We start from the raw sequence: 21,154 nt of genomic DNA, 5'->3' as shown, positions 1-21,154 counted from the left end.
CTCCTTTGCTATTAATATTTTTGATATCAAACATCATTTATTTGAATTATATTATATATCAAAATGTTGCTAATATAAAAATAGATTTTAAATTAGCAAAGGGTGATGACTAGATGAAAAGAGTTGTAGGAGGGGTTTTAGCATTATTTATCGCCATGGGCATTGGGCGCTTTGCCTACACGCCGCTTTTACCTTTTATGCAAGCAGATTGGGCATTAACCGATGCACTAGCTGGTTATTTAGCAACAAGTAATTATGCTGGCTATTTTGTCGGTGCAATCGGACTTACGTTTTTTGCTTTTCAAGAGAAGCGGTTTATTGTGCTAAATGGTGCACTATTTTTGAATGTCCTGACAACCATCGTCATGGGCGTAACGAATGAATATTTGTTGTTGCTACTCATTCGATTTCTTTCCGGTGTGTCGAGTGCCGTTGTTTTCATATTAGCTTCGAGTATTGTGTTGACTTATTTAGGTAGGTTGAAAAAGCCACAGTGGAGCGGGTTATTTTACAGTGGTGTTGGCTTCGGTATTGCTTTTTCAAGCATCAGCATTTCCTATATAGTGGCCGTATTATCATGGCAAGCAACTTGGCTACTGTTGGGCGTTGCTTGTATAGTACTTGCGTTATTTAGTAGTTCTTTCTTAAAAGAGCAACAGGAGATGGAATCAAGTAATGCTGTACATCAAAGGAATGAATGGATTCAAAAACGATGGCTACCTTGGCTTTTAGTTGCCTATGGATTGGAAGGGGTAGGCTATATTGTAACAGGCACGTTTATTGTGTCGATTGCAGCACAGCTCCCAAAGATACAATGGAATCCCGCATTTGTATGGCTAATTGTAGGATTAGCAGCCATTCCTTCTTGCTATATTTGGTCTAGAATGGCTGAAAGAACCGGGTATGTAAATGGATTAGTTATGGCATTGGGCATACAGAGCATTGGGATTATTTTCCCTGTATTACTACCTACAGCGATTGGACTTTCGGTGAGTGCTTTTCTTTTTGGAATGACCTTTATGGGGATTACAACCATTGTAAATACAGTAGCTCGTGGCAGTGGGACACGTATTTTAGGCGGTTTAACGGCGATGTATGCCGGCGGACAAATGCTAGGACCAACGATTGCGGGAATACTAATGACATCGACGGACAGTTATGAATCAGCTCTTATGTTTGCTACGATTTGCATAGTACTCGCTACGTTGATTGCTTATTCGGGGCGTCCATATGAACTGTATGTAATGGAGGGGAAGGAAATTGTTAAATAAATTACGTTATCCAATTATTCAAGCACCGATGGCAGGTGGCATATCGCCGGTTTCATTAGCGAAAGCCATTTCATCATCGGGTGGTTTAGGTTTTTTAGCTGCAGGATATAAAACTGTAGAGGCACTTGAACATGAAATACTAGAGATGCAACAAGGAAATGACTTATTTGGTGTGAATTTATTCGTGCCACAAACAGATGCGGTGAATGAAAAGGAACTCCATGCTTTTATGACTGTTTTGCAGCAAGATGTTGGTAGAGAGCTAGGGAAGCCGATGTACTCAGATGATGAGTGGGAAGGGAAGCTTGCTTTAGTCAAAAAATATAAAGTACCTGTTGCGAGTTTTACGTTTGGTTGTCCAGACAAAGTACTCATCGAGCAATTGCAGGTGATTGGCACATACGTAATTGTAACAGTAACAACTGTTCAGGAAGCAAAACTAGCTGTTAGTCAAGGTGCTAATGCCATTTGTTTGCAAGGATATGAAGCGGGCGGACATCAAGCATCATTTGAAAATATCGACATAGAGAATCCACTTCCATTAGTAGCGCTTCTTCGTAAAGTAAAAGAAGTAGTACATATACCGATTATTGTGGCAGGGGGTATTATGAACGGTGAACAAATTAAACAATTATTAGCGGAAGGAGCCGATGCCGTTCAACTTGGGACAGCGTTTATATGCTGTGATGAAAGTGGGGCAAATGAGGTATATCGGCAAGCTTTACAAAGTGGAGAATTTGCTAGCACTAAGCTAACGCGTGCATTTACAGGTCGCTTAGCAAGAGGACTTGAAAATGCCTTTGTAAAAAATTATTCTCCGGTAGCACCTAAGGCATATCCAGCGCTGCATTATGTTACTCAACCAATCCGAAAAAAAGCTATTGCGGAAAAGAATGCACAAGTGATGTCACTTTGGGCAGGGATAGGCTATCAACAAATTCGCCCATTGCCCGCTAAAGAACTATTTCAGTTATTAGTAGAAGAAGCAGGGCTAGAATGAGGCGAGATTTCTACGATTGGGAAAATAATTTTGTCAGATTAAGTGCAAAACCTGTATTAACGGAGCAAGATTTCTATGCATATATTCGATTATTGAAAATGCCACTTGATTGGCGGAGGGTAAGTGTACTTGTAAGAAATCAAGGGATATTCCAACAAATGAAACAGCATTTAATGAAGGTGAATAAAAGGATAATGAACGATCAAGGTATTTGGAAGCAGCTATTAAACTACAGCGAGGAAGAGTCAAGTCATATTAAAAGATTAGTTATTGATTCAACAAAGTCGTTAGAAGAGCAAATCACCATAATGGCGGATGAACTATTTGAGCTTTATAAATTAAAACAGGTGAAATTATGTCACTATAGCCTTTTATGTCGCTTATTAACCGAATATCCTAGATCTCTTTGCAACCTCGTTCAGAAAGAGTCGCGTGCTTTTTGTATTTTACAAACGATTTACTTATTTGAATTAGAGGATCAATATACATCTCCTCATATAGAATGTATCATGTTTAATGAAACACACGATTATTTAGCAGAAATACTAGAGTTCATGGTGTATGATTCTATCTAGTTTTTTAGCAGTGCTATTGTTGCTTTGAAATAAAGTTTGATCATTTCGTAAGGGTGTTGCTCCACAATCGCGCCCGATTGTGGAACAAGTACCCAAATGGAAATATAGACGTACCTACAATAGATAATTTTTATGCTATATATTAGGGTGAACACTTATCTGCTCTTGGTTCACAAATAATTATAATTAAACCAATTATAGAAAATATCTTTTCTTCGTGGTTTTTAAGAAGTTGTGCTATATTCAAAGTGTTAGGAGTGAGTTGATGAAAAAGTTTTTAACATTTACCGCAATAATTCTTGTTTTACTCGGAGCAGCTGGCTATGCTGTGTGGCATTTTGGGACAAATATCGCTTCCGAAAAAATAATCGAAAAAGTGGAATCTACTTTAGATGACGAAAATCTAGAAGAAGTAAAATCCTATATTGAGAACGATTCAAAGGTTCAAGAAATTGTAAGCGAGGCAGCAACTATAAATCCGGATACTCTTCCCTTCCAAACTAAAGAAGAAGCGACACGTGTGTTAATAAAAAAAGTGGGCGTTAATCGTTTACTTGATATTCAGGAACAAGTGCAAAACGGTTCAATTAATCAGGATGAAGTATTATCCGAAATTGAAGGTAAACTGTCTGAAGATGAAATTTCTGCTTTAAAATATGTTTTATATAAGGAATTGAATAAATAAAACTAGCCAGTTAAAAGTTTAAATTAAAAAAGCAAAGAAGCTGAGATTCACATTAAGGATTTTCAACATAGCTATTTTTTATTTACTTACACTAACTCCAACCATGCGACAACCTCACAATGTGTCGAGTGTATGTGGCAACACATTGGTGCTGGTGGAGTTAATTATATAGGCTCGATTCTCATTTAGTGGAATCGAGTTCTTTTTTTCTTATCATTCTTCTACTGTTTCTTATTAAACTAAAGCGCCCTTTAATGGAATATTACAAAGTTGTTTTATAGATACGAGAATTATCTCCCCACGGATGATATCCAGTACCGATGAATTCAAATCCAAATTTTTCATATAACCCGATATGATCTGTAGAGAGGTATAAATGGTTAAAACCTCCTTCTTTTGCATCAATCTTCGCATTTTCTAATAATATCGAACTATAAGCATTTCCCCTGTATTCTTCTTCGATGTATACAGCACACAACCAAGGATATAAATCCATACGGCTAATAAAATCGTTTGTAACAATACCTGCACAACCAATTATTTTATCACCATCCATCAATAAATACCATTGTGGCAATGGATTAGAGGGGTTAATACAATGTGTAATACAGTCTTCATATACCATCATACTTTGTTCGCTTGCCCATTTACTTTGAATAAATTTAATGGCTCTATCCTTAAATTCAGGATTTTCTTTTACAGAAATGATTTTCATTTTCTTCACACCTCATCATTTAACTTTCTTTGCAGGCAATTAAAATCTCTGTTAAAGAACCACTTCGACATTCTTAATAAAACTCCTGCTTGTTTAGCAATCTGGCCCGATTGTGGAATAAGAAAGATCCTGCAGTTCACACAGGATTTAATCAATCTTTTTTATAAAACCACAGCTATAGTAAGGTGATTTTACTACTTCATTTAAGTTGTAAAATCAAATAATGAAGGTATACAAAAGGAACTATAGCCTAAAAAACGTAAGGGAGTATAGATCACTCTCTTACGTTTTACGTGTTAAAGGATTTACGATTACCCACGATTTAAAAATGCGCGAATCATATGCACTGGTGACCATTCGGTATTCGATACATGAATAATCGGATACGGGATAGGGAATAGTTCAGCGGTAATTTCATGAACGTCTTTTCCTTGTTTTGCAAGATCAAGTGCTTTCCCTTCGAGTTCTTCTAAATACTCAATTTTTAATCGTATCGATTTCTTCGCATCTTTTACGTGACCTGCATGGCAACAGTACATATCATCAAAATCAAAGCTTTCAATTTTCTTTAATGAATCAAGCGTAGATAAAATATTTTCGTCGATTAATACGAGCTTTACTTTCGGCGCAATAAATAAATCGCCTGTGAAAATAGCGCCTAAATCACGGTTGTAAAATGCAACATGATCTTTTGTATGGCCTGGTGTTTCGATGACATCCCATGTATGATGACGAGATGTAAACGTTTGGCTAAATGCTTCCGATGTAAAAGGTTCTGATGGTCCCCACACTATTTCACGATACTTTGGTAAACGGAGTGGCTTGTTTGTTAAGTGAGTAGACATTGGATGAATAAACGTAGGAACGCCGCGCTCTTTTTGCAAGTATGCCGTATTCCCGATATGGTCTTCATGGAAATGCGTTATGTAAACCGCATCAAAATCAGCTTGGTCAAAATACGGCTTAAATTCATTGAATAAAGAGCTAGAACCTGTATCAATTAAAATGCCATCGACATTAAAGCTGTAAACGCTCATCGGGTTGCCCGGTATATTTGTAGTACATTTTGCCATCAATACATTGTTTTCTCTTGAAATCTCACCGCTTTTTCCTACTTTAAACAACCAAATCACTCCTTCATACGTTTTATTTAGTATATCAGTAAATTTGAAGAATGAGCAATCATTCATTTTTAGAGGGGGGTGGTTTATTTTTAGCGCTGCAATATAATCTTACTGGTTTTAGCATATATTTTCATGATTCTGTATTTTGCCAATTTATTAATTGAAAAATGTTTGAGCGAGCAAAAGCCCAACTAAGCCAGCAGTTGATGATGAAAATTGTACATAGTGCTTGAAAGGGGGAGAAGATATGGATTGGGTTTTACCAGTACTAACGACGGAACGACTCCGATTACGTGCTGTGACAATGGAGGATGCGGAGGCGTTATTTGCATATGGATCCAACCCACAGGTGACACAATATGTGTTGTGGGAGACACATCAAACGCTTGATGATGCAAAAGGGTTTATTGATATGATACTTGATGCATATGAAACGCGCGGCTTGTATCTTTGGGGCATTGAATATGAAGGGAAGTTCATTGGCACAATCGACTATGTAGGGCTGAATGATTATAGTAAAATTGGAGAAATCGGCTATGTGTTGTCAGAGGATTATTGGAATAAAGGAATTATAACAGAAGCAGCTAAAAGGATTATTGACTTTGGCTTTACGGAGCTAGGTCTTGTCCGTATTCAAGCAAGATGCATAGCTGAAAATATGGCTTCATCACGTGTCATGGAAAAAAGCGGAATGATATTGGAAGGTACGCACCGCAAAAGCTTATTTGCCAAAGGAAGGCACTATGATGTTCATATGTATGCTATTATCGATTACGACAGAGGGTAACATTTATGAGGACGAAAAGCGGCATGTGTAGAAAGGTCAAGCTTTCAAATACACATGCCACTTTATGTTGAACTGTCCATTTTGATCTCCTTTAAAAATCATTGTCATCGAATTGGTCTAATGTCCCATCATACTTTTCCTCATGTAAATACGCTACATCATTTTCTAAGATGTTTTCGTACGTATATGGATGGATGTTTTGCGCAGGGTTTAAGTAAGCTTCATATGGCATATGAATCACCTCCTATTCTTATTTTATAATATTCAGAAAAATAATGAAATAAAATTAACTGATAAGAATAGAAAAACTTTTTTCATTTTTTGAAAAATGTTAACAATAGGTAAGGTAGAGATTTAACTAAAGTAGATAAGGAGGAGATGTGATATGTTTAAAGGATTAATGAAGAAAATAGTTAAAACGATTGATTCACATAGAGTATATCAAGAGGCAACAGGAAATTCATTATTAAAAGTGTTGTTTGATAAGGGTTTAACAGGCGAATATTTATCATTTTTTAAGATGAATACCATTCCTGGAGAACACCGTACATTATTTAATATGTATATTCCGAAAAAGAGAGGCGGCTACACGGAGGTTGATTTGGTGTTTATCCATGAGACAGGCATTTATGTAGCGGAGTCGAAAAATTATAGTGCATGGATTTACGGGAACGGTGAACAGAAAAACTGGACACAAGTGTTTCCGAATGGAAAGGAATATTCTTTTTACAATCCCATTAAGCAAAATGAAGCGCATATTCGAGCATTGCAGCATGTCCTACCTGCATTACCACAAAATCTGTTTATCAATCTAGTTGTATTTAGTGAACGATGTAAATTAAAAGAGATTGAGTTTACGCAAGAAAGAACATATGTTATGAAACGCCCAGAGTTGAAAGAACTTCTTTTAAAACTAGTCAAGTATCGAAAGGTTATTTTTACACCTGCTCAAATCCAGGCGATGTATGATTCATTAAAACAATATGAACAGGTAGATGAGCGAATTGTTCAGGAGCATCGTGAATCAGTTCAAAAATATCAACGTTAATCAAGGGAACAGATATATATAGCCTGATGTATTATTTAAGTTTACATCACTAAAGAGTTTCTTTTGTCGGAAGAAAAATATGAAAAAGATTCCATGTTAAGCGAAAACGATACAGATATTCAAGGAGATGAGCATAGAAATGGTTAGTTTTTACGGTCAGCTTTCTACAGAAGTATATGATATAGATAAATTTATTGGCAGGTCATTTGGTGATGTAGAGTATTATTTTGAAAGGTTAAAAGGTGTTAAAGGAAGAATCTTGGAGCCTGCTGTAGGGAATGGGCGTATCTTAATCCCTTTAATGGAAAAAGGGCTGAATGTGGAAGGGTTTGATCTCTCTGAGGACATGCTAAATTTATGTGAAAAACATTGTGCGGAAAGAGGTCTGTCTCCGAATCTACATAAATTAAATATGAGTCATTTTGTATTAGAGCATAAATATGAAGCGATTATTGTTCCTACTGGGTCATTTTTATTGTTACATCAAAGGATAGATGCTGTAAATGCTTTAAGTTGTTTTTATGATCACTTGGAGGTGGGAGGGCGCATAATAATAGATACTTTCCTGCCAACATCTTTTCAGAAAGGCTATGTTTCCACTAGAGTCATAAAAACGCCTGAAGGAGACACGATTACATTAGAAGAGATATTAGTCGATGTGGATCAAATAAATCAATTTACGATGACCCATCATAAATATCAAAAATGGAGAAATTCTAAATTGGTCGATACGGAACTGGAATACTTCCCTTTAAAGTGGTATGGGGTAGAAGAGTTTCGCTCTATTTTAAAAGAAATAGGATTTGAAGATATTATAATTTCATCTAATTATCAATATAATACCTATCCAACAGATGCAGCACAAATAATAACATATGAAGCAGTAAAAAGGTAACGATTAAATTAGGAAGCTACGTCAATACATTCACCGCATTGCATCACATCGCCAACAAACGAAGACTCTATTGTTTTTCACAAATAAATAGGCTCTTCCGTATGTTTAGGGAAGGATTATGTTGGATTAGGGCAAGGCCGTATTTTATTTACTAAAAAATTTTAAAAGCTAACAGACGTATTGATTATACAAATATCGGTAGGTAATTAGCGTGTTTTTTTATGGAATGGTTGATAAAAGGCGCTTGCTCGTTGATTGGAGCGGAGGCGACTCGACTCCTGCAGGAACAGCACGAGCTGAAAATCCATTTATTTCGGCTATAGCCGAAATAAATTAGTTGAAGCCGTGCCTGCGGAAAGCGAGTCAGCCGTAGCGGAAATCAACGTATTCTAATGATTTATTTAACAGTAAAAGGTAAATTAACACGCGTGAAAAGCTATGATATTATATTTTGAGTTTGTAGATGATTGATTTTTTTATCAGCTATGGCAATATACATTATTTGTTTCCCTATCACCTAATTCATCCAAGTGAAAAAATATATATAACAATCACAAGAATCCTTTCTGTTTGGTCATTTTACCTTAACAGATACGGATTCTTTTTTTAGTGGAGTAGAAAGTATAAGTGTCATAGCTATCCGAATCGTTAGTGAAAAAAGTTAGTTTCAAGAAAATAGAAAATAATGCTGCTAGGAGTATGATAAAAACAGTATCGGTTTTCTCACGAAGAGCTCGGTCATACATATTTCACACTTCTATAGATCTTCTCGAAAATTAGTCAAACACATAGGTCCTTAAGATGTTTCTTCATATAAATATCCTAAGGGAGGGCGGTTGGATTGTATGATATTTCAAGATGAGACAGGGAAACGTTGGTTTAAAGTAAAAGCTCTATTTTTTACATCTTTGCTCATGTTGCTTGGATTCGTATCACTTTTTATACTTCATCGGTACGGAGTAGTCAATTTACCATGGACCAATAAGTTTACGGGGCAGTTGTTCGCTGTTATGAAGCAAGCATTTATTGCTTATCTGTTCTTTACAATCGTGCTAGGATTTGTTCGTATGTTTATCATCTATATATTTTGTTTCAAACAGCACCGAAAGAATAAAGTACTTACAGAATACCGGAAAATTAACAAAAATCACTTAAGAAATTTTAGACCAAGTGTCACAGTTATTATCCCTGTGTATAACGAAGAGGTGGTTATTCGGCGGACGGTAAGAGCTATTTTGAAAAGTGATTATCCTGTCGCTGAAATTTTGATTGTTGACGATGGATCGACAGACCAAACGGCAGAAATTGCAACGAAAATATTCCATCTATGGGATAAGGTAAAAGTCATTAAGAAGGTGAACGGTGGTAAATCATCGGCCCTCAACTTAGGGTTTAAGCAAGCGATTGGAGATATTGTTATTACGATTGACGCAGATACGGTTTTCCACAAATCGACCATCTCTCACTTAGTAGACAGTTTTTCAGACCCTCGTGTCGCAGCGGTTTCAGGAAACTGTAAAATTGGCAATATAATCAATCAAATTACGTTATGGCAACATATTGAATACGTAACGGCTAATCAATTAGAAAAGCGGGCTTTTGAAGAACTAAATTGCATTACAGTGGTCCCTGGTTCCAATAGTGCTTGGCGGAAAAGCGTTGTACAAAAGCTTGGTTACTATCATAAAGATACATTAGCGGAAGATTCAGAACTCACACTACGTATTTTAAATGCTGGTTATAAAATTGTTTATGAGGATCGTGCCATTTCATACGAAGAGTGCCCAGAAACAGTTAGGGACTTCATTAAACAACGGAATCGATGGTCATATGGGATTTTACAAGTTGCTTGGAAACATAAAAAGAACATTTTGACTTCTTCTAATAAAACATTAAAATATTTTGCAGTTCCGAGTTTACTATTTTCCTATTTACTATTTTTAACTTCTCCACTTATTGATTTCATTTTTATCGCCGCTATTTTGTCCGGAACATCATCAATTTATTTATTTGCGCTACTATTTTATCTCACAGATTTTTTAAACTCCTTTATTGCATTTAAGATGGGGAAAGAAAAAATGAAGCCACTTATGTGGGTATTTATTCAACGAATAGGATACCGCTATTTATTAGCTTATGTGACATGGACAGCGGTCATCAGAGCATTCAGGGGTCGCCAGGTCGGCTGGCGGAAATTAAATCGTTCAGGAAATAACGCCTATAAAGTATAAAATGGAAGTGAAAAAAGATGAAAGTAGCGATCCATCAACCCAACTATTTACCGTGGATTGGGTACTTCGATAAGATGGACCAAGTAGATAAGTTTGTCATATTAGATAAAGCAGATCATTCAAAAAGCGGTTATATTAATCGTTCGAAAATTAAAACCCCTAATGGCAGCTTGATGCTCACAGTACCACTCCAAAATAAAGAACAACCCATTCATGAATTACAAATTGCTGCTGATCAGAAATGGCAACTGAATCACTGGAAGGCGATCGAGGCGAATTATAAAAAGAGCATGTACTGGCTTACGTATAAGGATGGGTTTGAACAACTTTATCATGATAAGTGGACACATCTAGCCCCGTTTAATATCGCACTCATCCAGCATATTCAGTCATTGTTAAATATTCGGGCTGACATTTTGCTAGAATCTGATTTTAAGCAAGATTTTGGCAGCAAAAACGAAAGAAATATCAACGTCGTATTCCACTTAGGTGGTGATGTGTATTTATCTGGTATTGGTGCACGTGCCTATAATGACGAAAGTCAGTTTCATGAGCGTCAAATACAACTGATTTATCAGGAATTTAAGCATCCCATCTATCCACAGCGTTGGGGCGAATTCCAACCGAACCTTTCCATTATTGATATGCTCTTTCACTGTGGACCAGAAACGATGAACATGATTCGACAACAAAGAGCTCATTAAACTAAATCATTTGAACGGAGGTGAATTCATGATTACATCAGGGAAGGAAAGAATATTAATTATTGCTCCTCATGCCGATGATGAAGTGCTTGGATGTGGGGGATTAATTGAAAAGGCGTGTCGCTATCAAAATAAAGTAAAAGTCATCGTCATGGCTGTTGGCGAGGTAACACATCCACATAGCCAACAAACCGTAACGGCTGCTATGCGCATAAAGGAACTAAAGGACGCCTTAGAAGTGCTTGGCTGTCATGACTTTGAAGTTGTTTATCAAGACAAAGATTCCTTACTCGATACAGTGCCAAAATTTGAAATGACTTCTAAAATTGATCAGATTTTAAACGCGTTTCAACCTACAATGGTATTTATTCCACTTCCAAGCTACCATCAAGATCATATCGTTTTATTTGAAGCTTGCTTTGCCGCACTGAGACCTAAACCGAGTCAGCTGATCAAGCTGATTGCGATGTATGAATATCCACTGATTTCTTGGCAGTTCCAAAAGTTTTGGAACACAGGGGAGTTATATTTAGATCTATCGAATACAATTCAAAAGAAAGTGGATTCATTTCTGAAACATACATCTCAAAGACGCCCTCCTAACCATCTAATATCCCCAGAAAGTGTGAAGAAATGGGCGGAAATGAGAGGGATGGAGATTGGGTTACCTTATGCAGAAAAATACTATATTTTACGTTCACATATTCTTTAAACGCGACGGGAGAGAAGGGCGGAGTAAGTGTCCATAAATAAGCGATTTGGTGGTAATCCAGTCCCTCATAATCGCCCGACGTTAGGCCCTTTAGAGGAACAAATGGCGATGAGTGTGATTCAGTCGGGCTGGGTTGCGCAAGGCAGGGCTGTCGAGAATTTTGAAAATGAATTTTGTGACTTTTTAGGATTACCACGAGGCTCAGCTATTGCTGTTTCTAGTGGCACTGCTGCACTATATTTGGCACTCATCGCACTTGATGCACCTACGAAAAATGTTGCGTACCCAGTTTATTCATGTTCGGCTTTACGAAATGCTATTGCATTAGCTGGAGGCATCCCTATAGTCATAGATTGTCAGCGCGATTGTCCGAACATGGATATTGCGGCCATTGGTAGCGAAACGAATATCGCAATTATTCCCCATATGTTCGGCTTACCACAAGATTTGTCCTCCCTTACTAGTAAAAAGTATGTGATTGAAGATTGTGCGCAAGCATTTGGTGCATGTGTGAACGGTATCCCAGTAGGATTACAAGGGGATATAGGCATCTTTTCGTTTTATGCGACGAAGCTAATGACAACGGGTGGGCAAGGTGGCATGATTGTATGTAAAGATACTGCTATTCTCGAAAAACTAAAGGATTATCGTTTATATGATCAACGCTTTGATACGAAAATCCGCTTTAATTTTCAAATGACGGATTTACAGGCGGCTGTGGGAAGTGCACAGTTACGACAATTCTCCCAGTTCCTACAGAGAAGACAGGAAATTTATGAACAATATAAGGTAGCCAATTTCCCATTACTCGATGTTGGTCCAGGTCTACAGCCTGTTCGTTTCCGTGCTATTTTACAAACAGCAAAACAACAAGAAATTATAAAAGCATTAGGTAAACACCAGATTACAGCAGTTGTGCCAATCCGAGAGATAGAGATTTTAGAACCGAAAGCACATTATCCAAATGCGTTAAAGTGGACGCAAAATACAGTGTCTTTACCGATTTATCCGTTATTACAAGATGAGGACGTACAGCGGATTATTCGCATTGTGCAACAGATTATTTAACTCCCGTTAGTGAGGGAGTTTTTTTATGGTCGTATCATTATTTCAAATTCGAGATTTATGTGTATACATAAACGAAAGAAAGTAAATAATGCCCAATGAGCCTCGTTACGAAATGATTTGGCAAACAAAAAGGGAGGGAGAAATTATGACAACATTAAACATTGGCATTATTTTAGGGTCAACGCGTGAAGGACGTGTCAGCCCACAAGTCGGAAAATGGGTCAAAGCGCTAGCAGACAAGCGTGGTGATGCCAACTATACCATTATTGATATTGCTGATTTTAAATTACCTTTACTAGGCGAACCAGGTGTGGATGCTTCAGGGGCAGCCGCTTGGTCAAAAGCAATTAATGCACAAGATGGGTTTATTTTTATCGCACAAGAATATAATCACTCCATTACTGGTGCATTAAAAAATGCGTTAGACTACTTGCGGGATGAATGGAACAATAAAGCAGCAGGAATCGTATCATATGGCTCTGTTGGTGGTGCCCGTGCAACCGAGCATTTACGTGGTATTTTAGGGGAATTATTAGTAGCAGATGTTCGTGTACATCCAGCGTTGTCATTATTCACTGATTTTGAAAATGGCAATGTATTTAAACCGAAAGACGTGCAAGCTGACTCGGTCAATCAAATGTTAGATCAATTAATTCCGTGGTCAACGGCTTTAAAAACCATTCGTTAAAAAATAAGAATCTGTAAGCCTTGTACGAGCTTGTAGATTTTTTGTGATAAATTCGTTATTCTATTCACAGAAAACATTCTCTATCATGGGTAAAATTAACTTCCTTTTGGTATAATACAAGGTATATAAAGGAGGCTATTCCATGATTAGTAGTTATAAAAATATTGCTGTAGCATTAGACTTTTCACAGCAATCGATTGATGCATTTGAGCGCGCGGTGGAGATCGCGAAACAAAATAGCGCGACACTTCATTTAATCAGTGTCGTTGATACACATTCATTCGGTACGGTGGAAGCATATGATGTGAAGTATGCGGAAAAGTTAAAACAAGAGTATGAAGTAAAAATGGGTGAATTAAAGGCAAAAGCACATGAAGCTGGTGTTGAACATGTCAACACAAAAGTGGAAACAGGAAAAGCAAAGGTGATTTTAACGAATTTACCAGACATCAATTTAATGGTCATTGGCGCGACAGGCTTAAACCGAGTAGAAAAGTTAATGCTCGGCTCTGTATCTGAACGCATTGTCCGTCATGCGAACTGTGATGTACTTGTTGTACGTAACGAAAAATAAAAATAGCTGCACCTTTGTTGGCCGATAAACAACTAAGGGGCAGCTTTTCTATTAAACAGATTAAATTAATTCCATCAATTCTTTATGCTCTTTGATGGGACGAATATGAACCATATCATGGAATCGTTTTACTTCACGATATGGAAGGCGGCGTGGTGGTGTTTTACGATCATCTATATCCATTTGGAAATGTTCGATACGCCCCTTTGCAAAACAAATGAGTCGCTGGAAAGGATTGATTGCGACAGCATTTACATATTTCCCAAACAGCATAAGATCATGTCCATCGTTAAAATACATATTTAACGCGGCACGACTATGAGCAATGCTGTGCGGCGTTGTACATGGATACCATATATCCTTGAACGTAATACCGAGCAATACGATATAAGGCATTAAATCATGGGCGTCGCCTTCAACAAATTGATCTGGTGCTTCTTCTGTTAGTTCATATATACGCAAGTTTGGATCAAATACCATTAACTCATGGTAAATGAGCGGAATAACCGGAAGACGAACACGCTGTTTAGCTATTGAACTGTGCTGTGGATGTGGCGACGATAAAAATAATTTGTTTTTTGTGTAATAAGAGACATCTTTTCCGACGACTTGTTGATACTGTGTATTTTCATAGACAATGGCGTAAAACATATCGAGAAATTGAACAATTTTATAAGTAGCGTTGTCATAAGGACTTTGGGAAATATAGGATACACATTCTTCTAATGAATCAAATCCATTATAGAAGTGATAGCTGTCATAAACAGAATCAAACCATTCTTTATAAATCATATCTTCTGTTTCAAAAAATTGAGGATTTTCAATTAGTTTTCTTGAAGAAATAATGTTTCCATCCCAATACCTTAGAATGCCGACAGACAATAATTGCGCTTCTAACTGCTGTTCATAAGCTTCCTTTGCGATCATTATGCTTGTGCTAGTCATATGTCACCTTTCCAATGCATTATTTTCGTAATAAATGATACAATCTACCCTACACTTGATGGAGTAATTTAGATACTAAAGTCATATGAGTATAAATTTATCGTAAATGGGACTTTTTCGCAATTCACTAATCAAATATGAAAGAAAAAAGGGGATAAACGATAAAAAAACGGACATTTATAGAATTTTTGTGCAATTCTGTGTTGGTGCGGAATATAATTCATCATTTGTACATGAAATAGGCTAGGGAAAGTGATATAGGAGAATTATAATAGAAGAAAGAAATGAAATGAGGCAATGATATGAAATTTGTAATTCTTGCATTAGTGATTGGCGTTGTTGTGTGGATGCTAGTATCGGCAGAAATGACCTACATCCGAGCAGACAAACAAAAAAAGAACATGCAACAAGAAAAAGGAAAGAACTAGCAGCAGGATACGTCTTGCTGTTATTTTTTATGATGAAAAGTGACATCACCTAGTTTTTGGAAGGTTATTCCTTTAAAATGGAGGGTACATGGATTGCGGGAGGGACTACTATGAAAAAACGTACGTTAGGTCTTTCTATTATCTTTACGGCGATGCATTATATCGTCCCTAATGTACTAACAGAAAGCAAATCAGAAACAATAGAGCAACGATTTTTTGAAGGGGACATTTTTGATGAAGCAAGTGCTTTGTTGGGTGTGCATGCGATGGGAGGAGCAGGAGATGACAATATTTTCTGGGTGTACACAGCGAATCCACATGTTATACGTGAAACAGAAGTCTATTTCCGAAAGCTACTCGACGTACATGGCATGAGAGATTATGAAATTGAAGTATTGTATGTAGACCCTGAGTGGGAACCGTAGATTTTTAATTAGGGAATGATCGTCCATTTGAAATAGGGGAGACTTAAAAACGGCTTGAATAATTTTTGGAGTAGGAGATTAATGTTTATTGGGGGATTAGGAATTGAAATGACTGTTCAGGCACAAAATCAGAAAATATTTTCTACTAAATACAGTGTTGGTGACAAAAATCACTGCGGTTGTGAAAACTGTCTTTTTTATGCTGAAAAAATTATGAAAAATATAAAGCTAGTGAAATTTCTACAATCTTTCGGTGTGGATGTACAGAAGGCTGATGAAGTATGGTGTTATAAAGAGGAAGGCGGCTATAAGTATTTCAGTGTGGATTATGTTAATTTGTATAGTGAAATTGAAGGTACTTATACATTTGATAATGTCATTGTGAAAATTGATTTTATGTTAGATGTTGCTGAAGGACAGCCTACACATTGGATAGGGATAGAAGCTGTGTTAAATGCTAATTGAATAGAAATTAATTGTAGATGCCGTCTAGGTGAAGCGTGATTGCCTAATAAAATAAACGGCACGATAGAGTGAGGTTAAATACGAAGCTCCACTCTTCTTTCTATAGAATCCTGTTTGGGCACTAGGTCATGATTGGCTATGCCCTCATTATCAATATTGTTTTTATTACCGGGCATCGTTATAATCACGCAAAATTAGAAAAGATTGTGAAACGATTAGAAAGGAAGAGAGGGGATCTTCTTGAGTAAAACCGTTTGTGTCATCGGTGCTGGCGTTGGCGGGTTAATGGCAGGAGCCCTATTAGCTAAAAAAGGCTATAGTGTGACCGTTCTCGAAAAGGCGACAACAGTAGGTGGATCCGCAGGTTGGTATGTGCGAAAAGGACGTATTTTTCCTACAGGTGCGACGATCGCCTTTGGATTAGAAGAACGTGGGTTATTGGATACTTTATTCAACGAACTCCAACTAAAGCTACCATTCGATATGTTGCATCATCCTATGGACGTCATATTACAAGATCGCAAAATTTCGATTTATCGAGATGCGACAAGGTGGGATGAAGAACTTTCACATGCATTGCCTGAAAGAAGACAAGATGTGAGAAGCTTTTGGCAAAAAATCGAACAAATCAGCGAAATAGTATATGCAGTGACAGCTACAGGGGTTTCCATGCCGATTCAGCGTATGTATGACCTAGGTCAATTACCACGCTACGCTCTCGCTCATCCAAAATTGCTGCTAGGTTTGGCACGCTACGCGACATGGACAGTGGAGGATTTATTGCGTAAATAATAATCTACAATCCTATGAGCCACTACGGCAGTTTTTGGATGCACAGTTAATGGACGCGGCACAAACTGACTGCACTAAAGCGGCTTTATTACCATCTAGTTTAGCATTAACGATTTATAGGAGAGGTAGCTTCTACATCGATAAGGGAATGGGGCAATTAAGCGAAGCATTAGCGCAACGAATTGTCCAGCTTGGTGGTGAAGTGATTGCAGCTTCTCCTGTGAAAGAAATGGTTTATGAACAGAAAAATTGGCATGTGACGAGTAAGAAACGGAATGGAGCTTATGATGTAGTCATTAATAATACAGGTATTTCTTTTGGGCGAGGCACGAGTCATGCAGAACCTAAGACATTTTCTTGGGGGGCTTTTCGGGTAGACGCACTTCTGAACGATGCATTTTGGCATCAGGAGCTGAATGCAAGGCAGCTTCCTTTTGCCCTTCAAATTGTACCAAGTAAAGAACATGCTGTGTTATTTTCAGATGGACATGGCCCTGTGTATGTCACCTTCCAACCAGCGTACAATCAACATAATGAACGAATTGATGGAGAAATCATGATGACTTGTTCCATTCATGCAAATGTGGAGCAGTGGGGACAGTATTCAAAAGAAGAATACAAAGTGAAAAAACAACAATTAACCGAGGCGATCTTGTCAGAAATTCAAAAAGTCGTGAATATAGAAGATTATTTAATCTATGCAGAAGCAGGCACTCCTTTAACATATAAAAAATTTATCGGTAAATCGGGTGTAGGTGGTTTTCCTTTAACAGTAAGAAATGCTGTCGTAAAACCTAGAAGCGTGCGTTCATCCTTACCGCAATTGTACATTGTAGGTGAACAATCATTTCCAGGACCAGGTACGCTATCCTCCGCACTGAGTGGCTATTATGCCGCACGAGCGATTACGCACGCTCACCCGTTAACTTAATTCAACAAAGCAATAGAAAAGACACCACCACGGTGACAGGAAAGTTTTCTTCCGTTTTTTCTGTGGATGTTTGGGATGCTTGCTGGATCAACTGCTTGCGTTAACTTTTTAATCAATAGTTGTTTAATTTCATTTGTTAGCACATATATAACCACCTAGAATGTTGATTTGATAACGTTTTAGGTGGTATTTATATTTTATTGTATACGATTCAACGTATAAAAAGTTTTCAGTAAAATCTTGTAGATAATTTTTTAAAGATAAAGTGAATTAGATAAATTTCGTTTCTGTTGTTATTTATATTATGATAGAAAATAATAGATCCTCTATAAGGAGATGAAAAAGTGTTCGAACAAATCGATTTAAAAAAGCAACAATTAGATGCGAAACGCCCGTTACCAAAATATACGGTACAAAGTTTGCGTGAAAAGTTGTTTTTAGAATGGACGTATAACTCGAATGCCATCGAGGGAAATACGCTAACAATTAATGAAACAAAGGTAGTGCTTGAAGGTATTACGGTTGGTGGTAAAACAATGCGAGAGCACTTAGAAGTGATTAATCACCGAGATGCGATTTCATATGTTGAAGATATTGTACGAAAAGAAGAGTCATTTTCAGAATGGCAAATTAAAAATTTACATCGTTTAGTGTTAAAGGGAATTGATGATGGTTATGCAGGCGTATACCGTGATCAGCAAGTGTTTATATCAGGTGCTGTCTATACACCGCCACCACCGTTTAAAATTCAGGAGCAAATGGACGCTTTAATGAGTTGGTATGACGGGGAAGCGCAGAATTTACATCCAATCGTTCGAGGTGCAATGCTGCATGCCATTTTTGTGGGCATTCACCCGTTTATTGATGGCAACGGTCGTACATCAAGATTGTTATTAAACTTAGAGTTAATGAAATCTGGCTATCCGCCAATTATTATTCGCGTAGAGAATCGCTTAGCGTACTATAATGCTTTAGATAAAGCACATACGACAGAGGATTATGCGGACTTTGTTGAACTAGTTGCGAAGGAAGTTGAAGCTTCACTAGATTTATACTTGAGTGCGGTATAAAAAATGTACTTACATTAGTTGCAGTGAACGGTATCATAAATAAGTCCAATTCATGAAAAAGACTACCTAAAACGTTGAGAGATAAGCGTTTTAGGTAGTTTTATTGTGACTTATTACAATTTAAATACATCGTAATACAATACGGTCCGATACAAGTCGTCAGTACAACTAGACTCATATTAAATAGTAATGATCCTAAAGAATAATTTAAGGCGTATTCTTTTTCTAGAGCTAACATTTGAGCTCTAGTTAAAAGTTCGATATCTGGAATAGGTATAAAAATAGCTGTAAGAAAAAATCCAATCATCATTAAAATGAAAGCGAATATAAGTCCCCAAACGGACAATTTTTTAATGACTAATTGATTCTTACTGCGAACATATAAACGACCCTATTTCAACTCGGGTAGGCTTATTCCTCACTCTATGAATTATTTTTATTTTTTACAATTAATTGTCCTTTTTGTTCTAAAGCATTGAGCGTATATGAACCACCAGTTTTGGAATGAATCGTAACATCTTTGCCTTCGTAGTGTTCATCAATATATATGAACAGATACCCGTCTAATTCAACAGAAACAAATTGCCCACGTTCGCCTTCTTTTAATTCTAAAAAGCTATAACTGTTATGTGAATAATTAAAAATGGCAATGGATGGTGCACCATTAATCGTTAGAGCAAATACTGTCAGCTCACCATCTATCCATTCATCTTGCTTCGTAATTTCATCTATTTCTTTATCTAATGAATAGGTTTCTCCGTAATAGAATGCAATTTCTCGCCATAGCTCTTGCTGCGCTGGAGGATAACCTGTATTGGACCAAGTGGCAAATTGGGATATTTGCCCGTCTTTATCTACACGTAATGTCACGCCCATTGAAGGGATTTTGCTATCATTCACTTGGAATTCCCCGACTATATAACCTGGTTCATAATGTTTGGGAGAAATGGCGAGTTGTTTATCAGGATATGTTTTTTCCAAATAGGCTTCGAGTTGTTGATAGCGCTCTGCATGCGTGTTCACTCTTAATGTAGGATAGTAAAGATAGTAGCCAGCATATCCCATAACGAATGCAATTGTAATGACAATCACCAGTTTTTTTCGCTTTCGTAAAATGAGCCAAATGATCATAATTACTATTAGTACACCAAACCCAAGTAGAGAAAAATAAATATTTTCACCTGGACTCAAATAGTCTCCCCCTAACTTGAATTGAATGGTTTCTTTAAATTTTAAACCATTTTTTGGTATATAGCCACTCGAATTATAGGTGTATAAGGAATCTAGAGAGAAAAGCGCATTTAGATTCGTAATAGAACAGCACACTAGAAGTAAAAGAGGTTTCTTTTTTTAATTTGCATGTAGTACACGTAAAAATGAAGCTATTTCATCAATCATCCCATTTGAATTATAGCAAAAGTGACGGCTACAACAGTTGTCGCTATGCTTCACCAGCCTGAATTCATTAAACTAGTAAAGCAAAAATTAAAAGAGCGATTGGGGAATGATGTGTATCACCCACCCATTCCTACAAATATCAAAAATTTTTATCCTATGTAAATGAATGGGGGCAATCTTATGAAAAGAAAAGTAGATGCCTATGCGTTCAGGCATCTACTTTTTTTCGGGCAGTGATTGTATTTCTAATCGCCCGTTCCAAAGAGAAGTCCCTGGTGTATAGCTACCTTGTGGAAAAATAAACGTCCACGGCATGCTAACTTTTGCTGGAATCGTAAGTGCAGGTAGCGTAAATGTCTGCTCTGCAAGTACCTCTTGCTCGTTCGAATAGGAGAGTGGTGTATTTTCAAACGTGAGTGGAAATGGCGAAAAGTTATGCACTAATACGGTAATTAATAGCTCATTTCGATGATTGATGGCTTCTCGAATCGGAGAAAAAACAATCGTAGAATAGTGTTGCTGCTTGATTTCATTAAATAGTTTTTCAATATGAGCTCGATCTTGCGCGGACAATGCTTTGTCCCAAGATGCTTCCAATTGTAGCTGCTGCATACGGGCAACCT

General features: G+C 37.2%; 26 protein-coding genes. 19 read left to right on the top strand and 7 right to left on the bottom strand.

Annotated features, from left to right (window positions below; translation table 11 throughout):
• The first annotated feature begins 113 nt into the window (after positions 1 to 113).
• From ACQQ2I_RS12255 to ACQQ2I_RS12240, 4 genes are all read left to right on the top strand, one after another.
• Positions 114 to 1,271 (top strand): YbfB/YjiJ family MFS transporter, encoded by a 1,158-nt coding sequence (locus ACQQ2I_RS12255; protein WP_431027083.1) that lies wholly within the window; start codon positions 114 to 116, stop codon positions 1,269 to 1,271.
• Complete coding sequence (locus ACQQ2I_RS12250) at positions 1,261 to 2,271, top strand: NAD(P)H-dependent flavin oxidoreductase (protein ID WP_431027082.1); 1,011 nt, start codon at positions 1,261 to 1,263, stop codon at positions 2,269 to 2,271. The genes ACQQ2I_RS12255 and ACQQ2I_RS12250 overlap by 11 nt, the downstream gene beginning before the upstream one ends.
• A complete protein-coding gene (locus ACQQ2I_RS12245) occupies positions 2,268 to 2,846 on the top strand; it encodes a hypothetical protein (RefSeq protein WP_431027081.1) in 579 nt (192 codons plus the stop codon). The genes ACQQ2I_RS12250 and ACQQ2I_RS12245 overlap by 4 nt, the downstream gene beginning before the upstream one ends.
• Before the next feature lie 265 nt (positions 2,847 to 3,111).
• A complete protein-coding gene (locus ACQQ2I_RS12240; RefSeq protein ID WP_431027080.1) occupies positions 3,112 to 3,531 on the top strand; it encodes a hypothetical protein in 420 nt (139 codons plus the stop codon).
• A gap of 262 nt (positions 3,532 to 3,793) precedes the next feature.
• Here the strand turns inward: ACQQ2I_RS12240 and ACQQ2I_RS12235 are convergent, their stop codons facing one another.
• Together ACQQ2I_RS12235 and ACQQ2I_RS12230 are read right to left on the bottom strand one after the other, a co-directional pair.
• The gene (locus ACQQ2I_RS12235; RefSeq protein ID WP_431027079.1) at positions 3,794 to 4,246 is read right to left on the bottom strand and encodes a GNAT family N-acetyltransferase; all 453 of its coding nucleotides are present in this window, start codon (positions 4,244 to 4,246) and stop codon (positions 3,794 to 3,796) included.
• A gap of 311 nt (positions 4,247 to 4,557) precedes the next feature.
• On the bottom strand, positions 4,558 to 5,370 hold the full coding sequence (locus ACQQ2I_RS12230) for an MBL fold metallo-hydrolase (RefSeq protein WP_431027078.1): 813 nt from the start codon (positions 5,368 to 5,370) through the stop codon (positions 4,558 to 4,560).
• Positions 5,371 to 5,617: 247 nt separating this feature from the next.
• On the opposite strand from ACQQ2I_RS12230, the gene ACQQ2I_RS12225 reads away from it, so the two are divergent.
• Entirely contained in the window at positions 5,618 to 6,157 is a 540-nt protein-coding gene (locus ACQQ2I_RS12225; RefSeq protein WP_431027077.1) for a GNAT family N-acetyltransferase, read from the top strand.
• 91 nt (positions 6,158 to 6,248) lie between these two features.
• Here ACQQ2I_RS12225 and ACQQ2I_RS12220 read toward each other — a convergent pair whose 3' ends face one another.
• Positions 6,249 to 6,389 (bottom strand): hypothetical protein, encoded by a 141-nt coding sequence (locus tag ACQQ2I_RS12220; protein ID WP_391373778.1) that lies wholly within the window; start codon positions 6,387 to 6,389, stop codon positions 6,249 to 6,251.
• Between the two features lie 153 nt (positions 6,390 to 6,542).
• Between ACQQ2I_RS12220 and ACQQ2I_RS12215 the strand changes: the two genes are divergently transcribed.
• The 8 genes from ACQQ2I_RS12215 to ACQQ2I_RS12180 all read left to right on the top strand — a co-directional run bounded on the left by ACQQ2I_RS12215 (position 6,543) and on the right by ACQQ2I_RS12180 (position 14,077).
• Complete coding sequence (locus ACQQ2I_RS12215; protein ID WP_431027076.1) at positions 6,543 to 7,205, top strand: nuclease-related domain-containing protein; 663 nt, start codon at positions 6,543 to 6,545, stop codon at positions 7,203 to 7,205.
• 139 nt (positions 7,206 to 7,344) lie between these two features.
• Entirely contained in the window at positions 7,345 to 8,100 is a 756-nt protein-coding gene (locus tag ACQQ2I_RS12210) for a class I SAM-dependent methyltransferase (RefSeq protein ID WP_431027075.1), read from the top strand.
• 845 nt (positions 8,101 to 8,945) lie between these two features.
• On the top strand, positions 8,946 to 10,331 hold the full coding sequence (locus ACQQ2I_RS12205; RefSeq protein WP_431027074.1) for a glycosyltransferase: 1,386 nt from the start codon (positions 8,946 to 8,948) through the stop codon (positions 10,329 to 10,331).
• A gap of 17 nt (positions 10,332 to 10,348) precedes the next feature.
• A complete protein-coding gene (locus tag ACQQ2I_RS12200; RefSeq protein ID WP_431027073.1) occupies positions 10,349 to 11,035 on the top strand; it encodes a WbqC family protein in 687 nt (228 codons plus the stop codon).
• Positions 11,036 to 11,063: 28 nt separating this feature from the next.
• Positions 11,064 to 11,747, top strand: a complete 684-nt coding sequence (locus ACQQ2I_RS12195) for a PIG-L deacetylase family protein (RefSeq protein ID WP_431027072.1) — start codon at positions 11,064 to 11,066, stop codon at positions 11,745 to 11,747.
• 27 nt (positions 11,748 to 11,774) lie between these two features.
• Positions 11,775 to 12,815 (top strand): DegT/DnrJ/EryC1/StrS family aminotransferase, encoded by a 1,041-nt coding sequence (locus ACQQ2I_RS12190; protein WP_431027071.1) that lies wholly within the window; start codon positions 11,775 to 11,777, stop codon positions 12,813 to 12,815.
• A 145-nt stretch (positions 12,816 to 12,960) separates the two neighbouring features.
• Positions 12,961 to 13,503, top strand: coding sequence for an NADPH-dependent FMN reductase (locus tag ACQQ2I_RS12185; protein WP_431027070.1), 543 nt, complete (start codon positions 12,961 to 12,963; stop codon positions 13,501 to 13,503).
• Between the two features lie 142 nt (positions 13,504 to 13,645).
• The gene (locus ACQQ2I_RS12180; protein ID WP_431027069.1) at positions 13,646 to 14,077 is read left to right on the top strand and encodes a universal stress protein; all 432 of its coding nucleotides are present in this window, start codon (positions 13,646 to 13,648) and stop codon (positions 14,075 to 14,077) included.
• Between the two features lie 60 nt (positions 14,078 to 14,137).
• Here ACQQ2I_RS12180 and ACQQ2I_RS12175 read toward each other — a convergent pair whose 3' ends face one another.
• Complete coding sequence (locus tag ACQQ2I_RS12175) at positions 14,138 to 15,022, bottom strand: hypothetical protein (protein ID WP_431027067.1); 885 nt, start codon at positions 15,020 to 15,022, stop codon at positions 14,138 to 14,140.
• A gap of 302 nt (positions 15,023 to 15,324) precedes the next feature.
• Here ACQQ2I_RS12175 and ACQQ2I_RS12170 point away from each other — a divergent pair, with 302 nt between their 5' ends.
• From ACQQ2I_RS12170 to ACQQ2I_RS12150, 5 genes are all read left to right on the top strand, one after another.
• Positions 15,325 to 15,450 (top strand): hypothetical protein, encoded by a 126-nt coding sequence (locus tag ACQQ2I_RS12170; protein WP_431027066.1) that lies wholly within the window; start codon positions 15,325 to 15,327, stop codon positions 15,448 to 15,450.
• A 110-nt stretch (positions 15,451 to 15,560) separates the two neighbouring features.
• Entirely contained in the window at positions 15,561 to 15,875 is a 315-nt protein-coding gene (locus tag ACQQ2I_RS12165; protein ID WP_431027065.1) for a hypothetical protein, read from the top strand.
• A gap of 81 nt (positions 15,876 to 15,956) precedes the next feature.
• Positions 15,957 to 16,340: a hypothetical protein gene (locus tag ACQQ2I_RS12160; RefSeq protein WP_431027063.1), complete on the top strand. Its 384-nt coding sequence runs from the start codon at positions 15,957 to 15,959 to the stop codon at positions 16,338 to 16,340.
• Between the two features lie 240 nt (positions 16,341 to 16,580).
• Positions 16,581 to 17,132: a phytoene desaturase family protein gene (locus tag ACQQ2I_RS12155; protein WP_431027062.1), complete on the top strand. Its 552-nt coding sequence runs from the start codon at positions 16,581 to 16,583 to the stop codon at positions 17,130 to 17,132.
• Between the two features lie 34 nt (positions 17,133 to 17,166).
• The gene (locus ACQQ2I_RS12150) at positions 17,167 to 18,063 is read left to right on the top strand and encodes an FAD-dependent oxidoreductase (protein ID WP_431027061.1); all 897 of its coding nucleotides are present in this window, start codon (positions 17,167 to 17,169) and stop codon (positions 18,061 to 18,063) included.
• On the opposite strand, the gene ACQQ2I_RS12145 is transcribed toward ACQQ2I_RS12150, so the two are convergent.
• The gene (locus ACQQ2I_RS12145) at positions 18,060 to 18,206 is read right to left on the bottom strand and encodes a hypothetical protein (RefSeq protein WP_431027060.1); all 147 of its coding nucleotides are present in this window, start codon (positions 18,204 to 18,206) and stop codon (positions 18,060 to 18,062) included. The two genes, ACQQ2I_RS12150 and ACQQ2I_RS12145, sit on opposite strands and share 4 nt — an antisense overlap.
• A gap of 201 nt (positions 18,207 to 18,407) precedes the next feature.
• Here ACQQ2I_RS12145 and ACQQ2I_RS12140 point away from each other — a divergent pair, with 201 nt between their 5' ends.
• Complete coding sequence (locus tag ACQQ2I_RS12140; RefSeq protein ID WP_431027059.1) at positions 18,408 to 19,133, top strand: Fic family protein; 726 nt, start codon at positions 18,408 to 18,410, stop codon at positions 19,131 to 19,133.
• 423 nt (positions 19,134 to 19,556) lie between these two features.
• Here ACQQ2I_RS12140 and ACQQ2I_RS12135 read toward each other — a convergent pair whose 3' ends face one another.
• Both ACQQ2I_RS12135 and ACQQ2I_RS12130 read right to left on the bottom strand, forming a co-directional pair.
• Entirely contained in the window at positions 19,557 to 20,324 is a 768-nt protein-coding gene (locus tag ACQQ2I_RS12135; protein ID WP_431027058.1) for a hypothetical protein, read from the bottom strand.
• Positions 20,325 to 20,747: 423 nt separating this feature from the next.
• Entirely contained in the window at positions 20,748 to 21,143 is a 396-nt protein-coding gene (locus ACQQ2I_RS12130) for an SLAP domain-containing protein (RefSeq protein WP_431027057.1), read from the bottom strand.
• Positions 21,144 to 21,154 lie beyond the last annotated feature (11 nt).

It is taken from the genome of Lysinibacillus sp. LZ02 (genome assembly GCF_050613145.1).
Taxonomy (GTDB): Bacteria; Bacillota; Bacilli; order Bacillales_A; family Planococcaceae; genus Lysinibacillus_B.
This window is presented reverse-complemented; position numbering and strand designations above follow the sequence as displayed.

What these genes read in the sequence shown, in the direction of transcription:
- ACQQ2I_RS12255 (WP_431027083.1), top strand. Translation starts at nt 114, where the DNA reads ATGAAAAGAGTTGTAGGAGGGGTTTTAGCATTATTTATCGCCATGGGC.
- ACQQ2I_RS12245 (WP_431027081.1), top strand. Translation starts at nt 2,268, where the DNA reads ATGAGGCGAGATTTCTACGATTGGGAAAATAATTTTGTCAGATTAAGT.
- ACQQ2I_RS12240 (WP_431027080.1), top strand. Translation starts at nt 3,112, where the DNA reads ATGAAAAAGTTTTTAACATTTACCGCAATAATTCTTGTTTTACTCGGA.
- ACQQ2I_RS12235 (WP_431027079.1), bottom strand. Translation starts at nt 4,246, where the DNA reads ATGAAAATCATTTCTGTAAAAGAAAATCCTGAATTTAAGGATAGAGCC.
- ACQQ2I_RS12225 (WP_431027077.1), top strand. Translation starts at nt 5,618, where the DNA reads ATGGATTGGGTTTTACCAGTACTAACGACGGAACGACTCCGATTACGT.
- ACQQ2I_RS12220 (WP_391373778.1), bottom strand. Translation starts at nt 6,389, where the DNA reads ATGCCATATGAAGCTTACTTAAACCCTGCGCAAAACATCCATCCATAT.
- ACQQ2I_RS12215 (WP_431027076.1), top strand. Translation starts at nt 6,543, where the DNA reads ATGTTTAAAGGATTAATGAAGAAAATAGTTAAAACGATTGATTCACAT.
- ACQQ2I_RS12210 (WP_431027075.1), top strand. Translation starts at nt 7,345, where the DNA reads ATGGTTAGTTTTTACGGTCAGCTTTCTACAGAAGTATATGATATAGAT.
- ACQQ2I_RS12205 (WP_431027074.1), top strand. Translation starts at nt 8,946, where the DNA reads ATGATATTTCAAGATGAGACAGGGAAACGTTGGTTTAAAGTAAAAGCT.
- ACQQ2I_RS12200 (WP_431027073.1), top strand. Translation starts at nt 10,349, where the DNA reads ATGAAAGTAGCGATCCATCAACCCAACTATTTACCGTGGATTGGGTAC.
- ACQQ2I_RS12195 (WP_431027072.1), top strand. Translation starts at nt 11,064, where the DNA reads ATGATTACATCAGGGAAGGAAAGAATATTAATTATTGCTCCTCATGCC.
- ACQQ2I_RS12185 (WP_431027070.1), top strand. Translation starts at nt 12,961, where the DNA reads ATGACAACATTAAACATTGGCATTATTTTAGGGTCAACGCGTGAAGGA.
- ACQQ2I_RS12180 (WP_431027069.1), top strand. Translation starts at nt 13,646, where the DNA reads ATGATTAGTAGTTATAAAAATATTGCTGTAGCATTAGACTTTTCACAG.
- ACQQ2I_RS12175 (WP_431027067.1), bottom strand. Translation starts at nt 15,022, where the DNA reads ATGACTAGCACAAGCATAATGATCGCAAAGGAAGCTTATGAACAGCAG.
- ACQQ2I_RS12170 (WP_431027066.1), top strand. Translation starts at nt 15,325, where the DNA reads ATGAAATTTGTAATTCTTGCATTAGTGATTGGCGTTGTTGTGTGGATG.
- ACQQ2I_RS12165 (WP_431027065.1), top strand. Translation starts at nt 15,561, where the DNA reads ATGAAAAAACGTACGTTAGGTCTTTCTATTATCTTTACGGCGATGCAT.
- ACQQ2I_RS12160 (WP_431027063.1), top strand. Translation starts at nt 15,957, where the DNA reads ATGTTTATTGGGGGATTAGGAATTGAAATGACTGTTCAGGCACAAAAT.
- ACQQ2I_RS12130 (WP_431027057.1), bottom strand. Translation starts at nt 21,143, where the DNA reads ATGCAGCAGCTACAATTGGAAGCATCTTGGGACAAAGCATTGTCCGCG.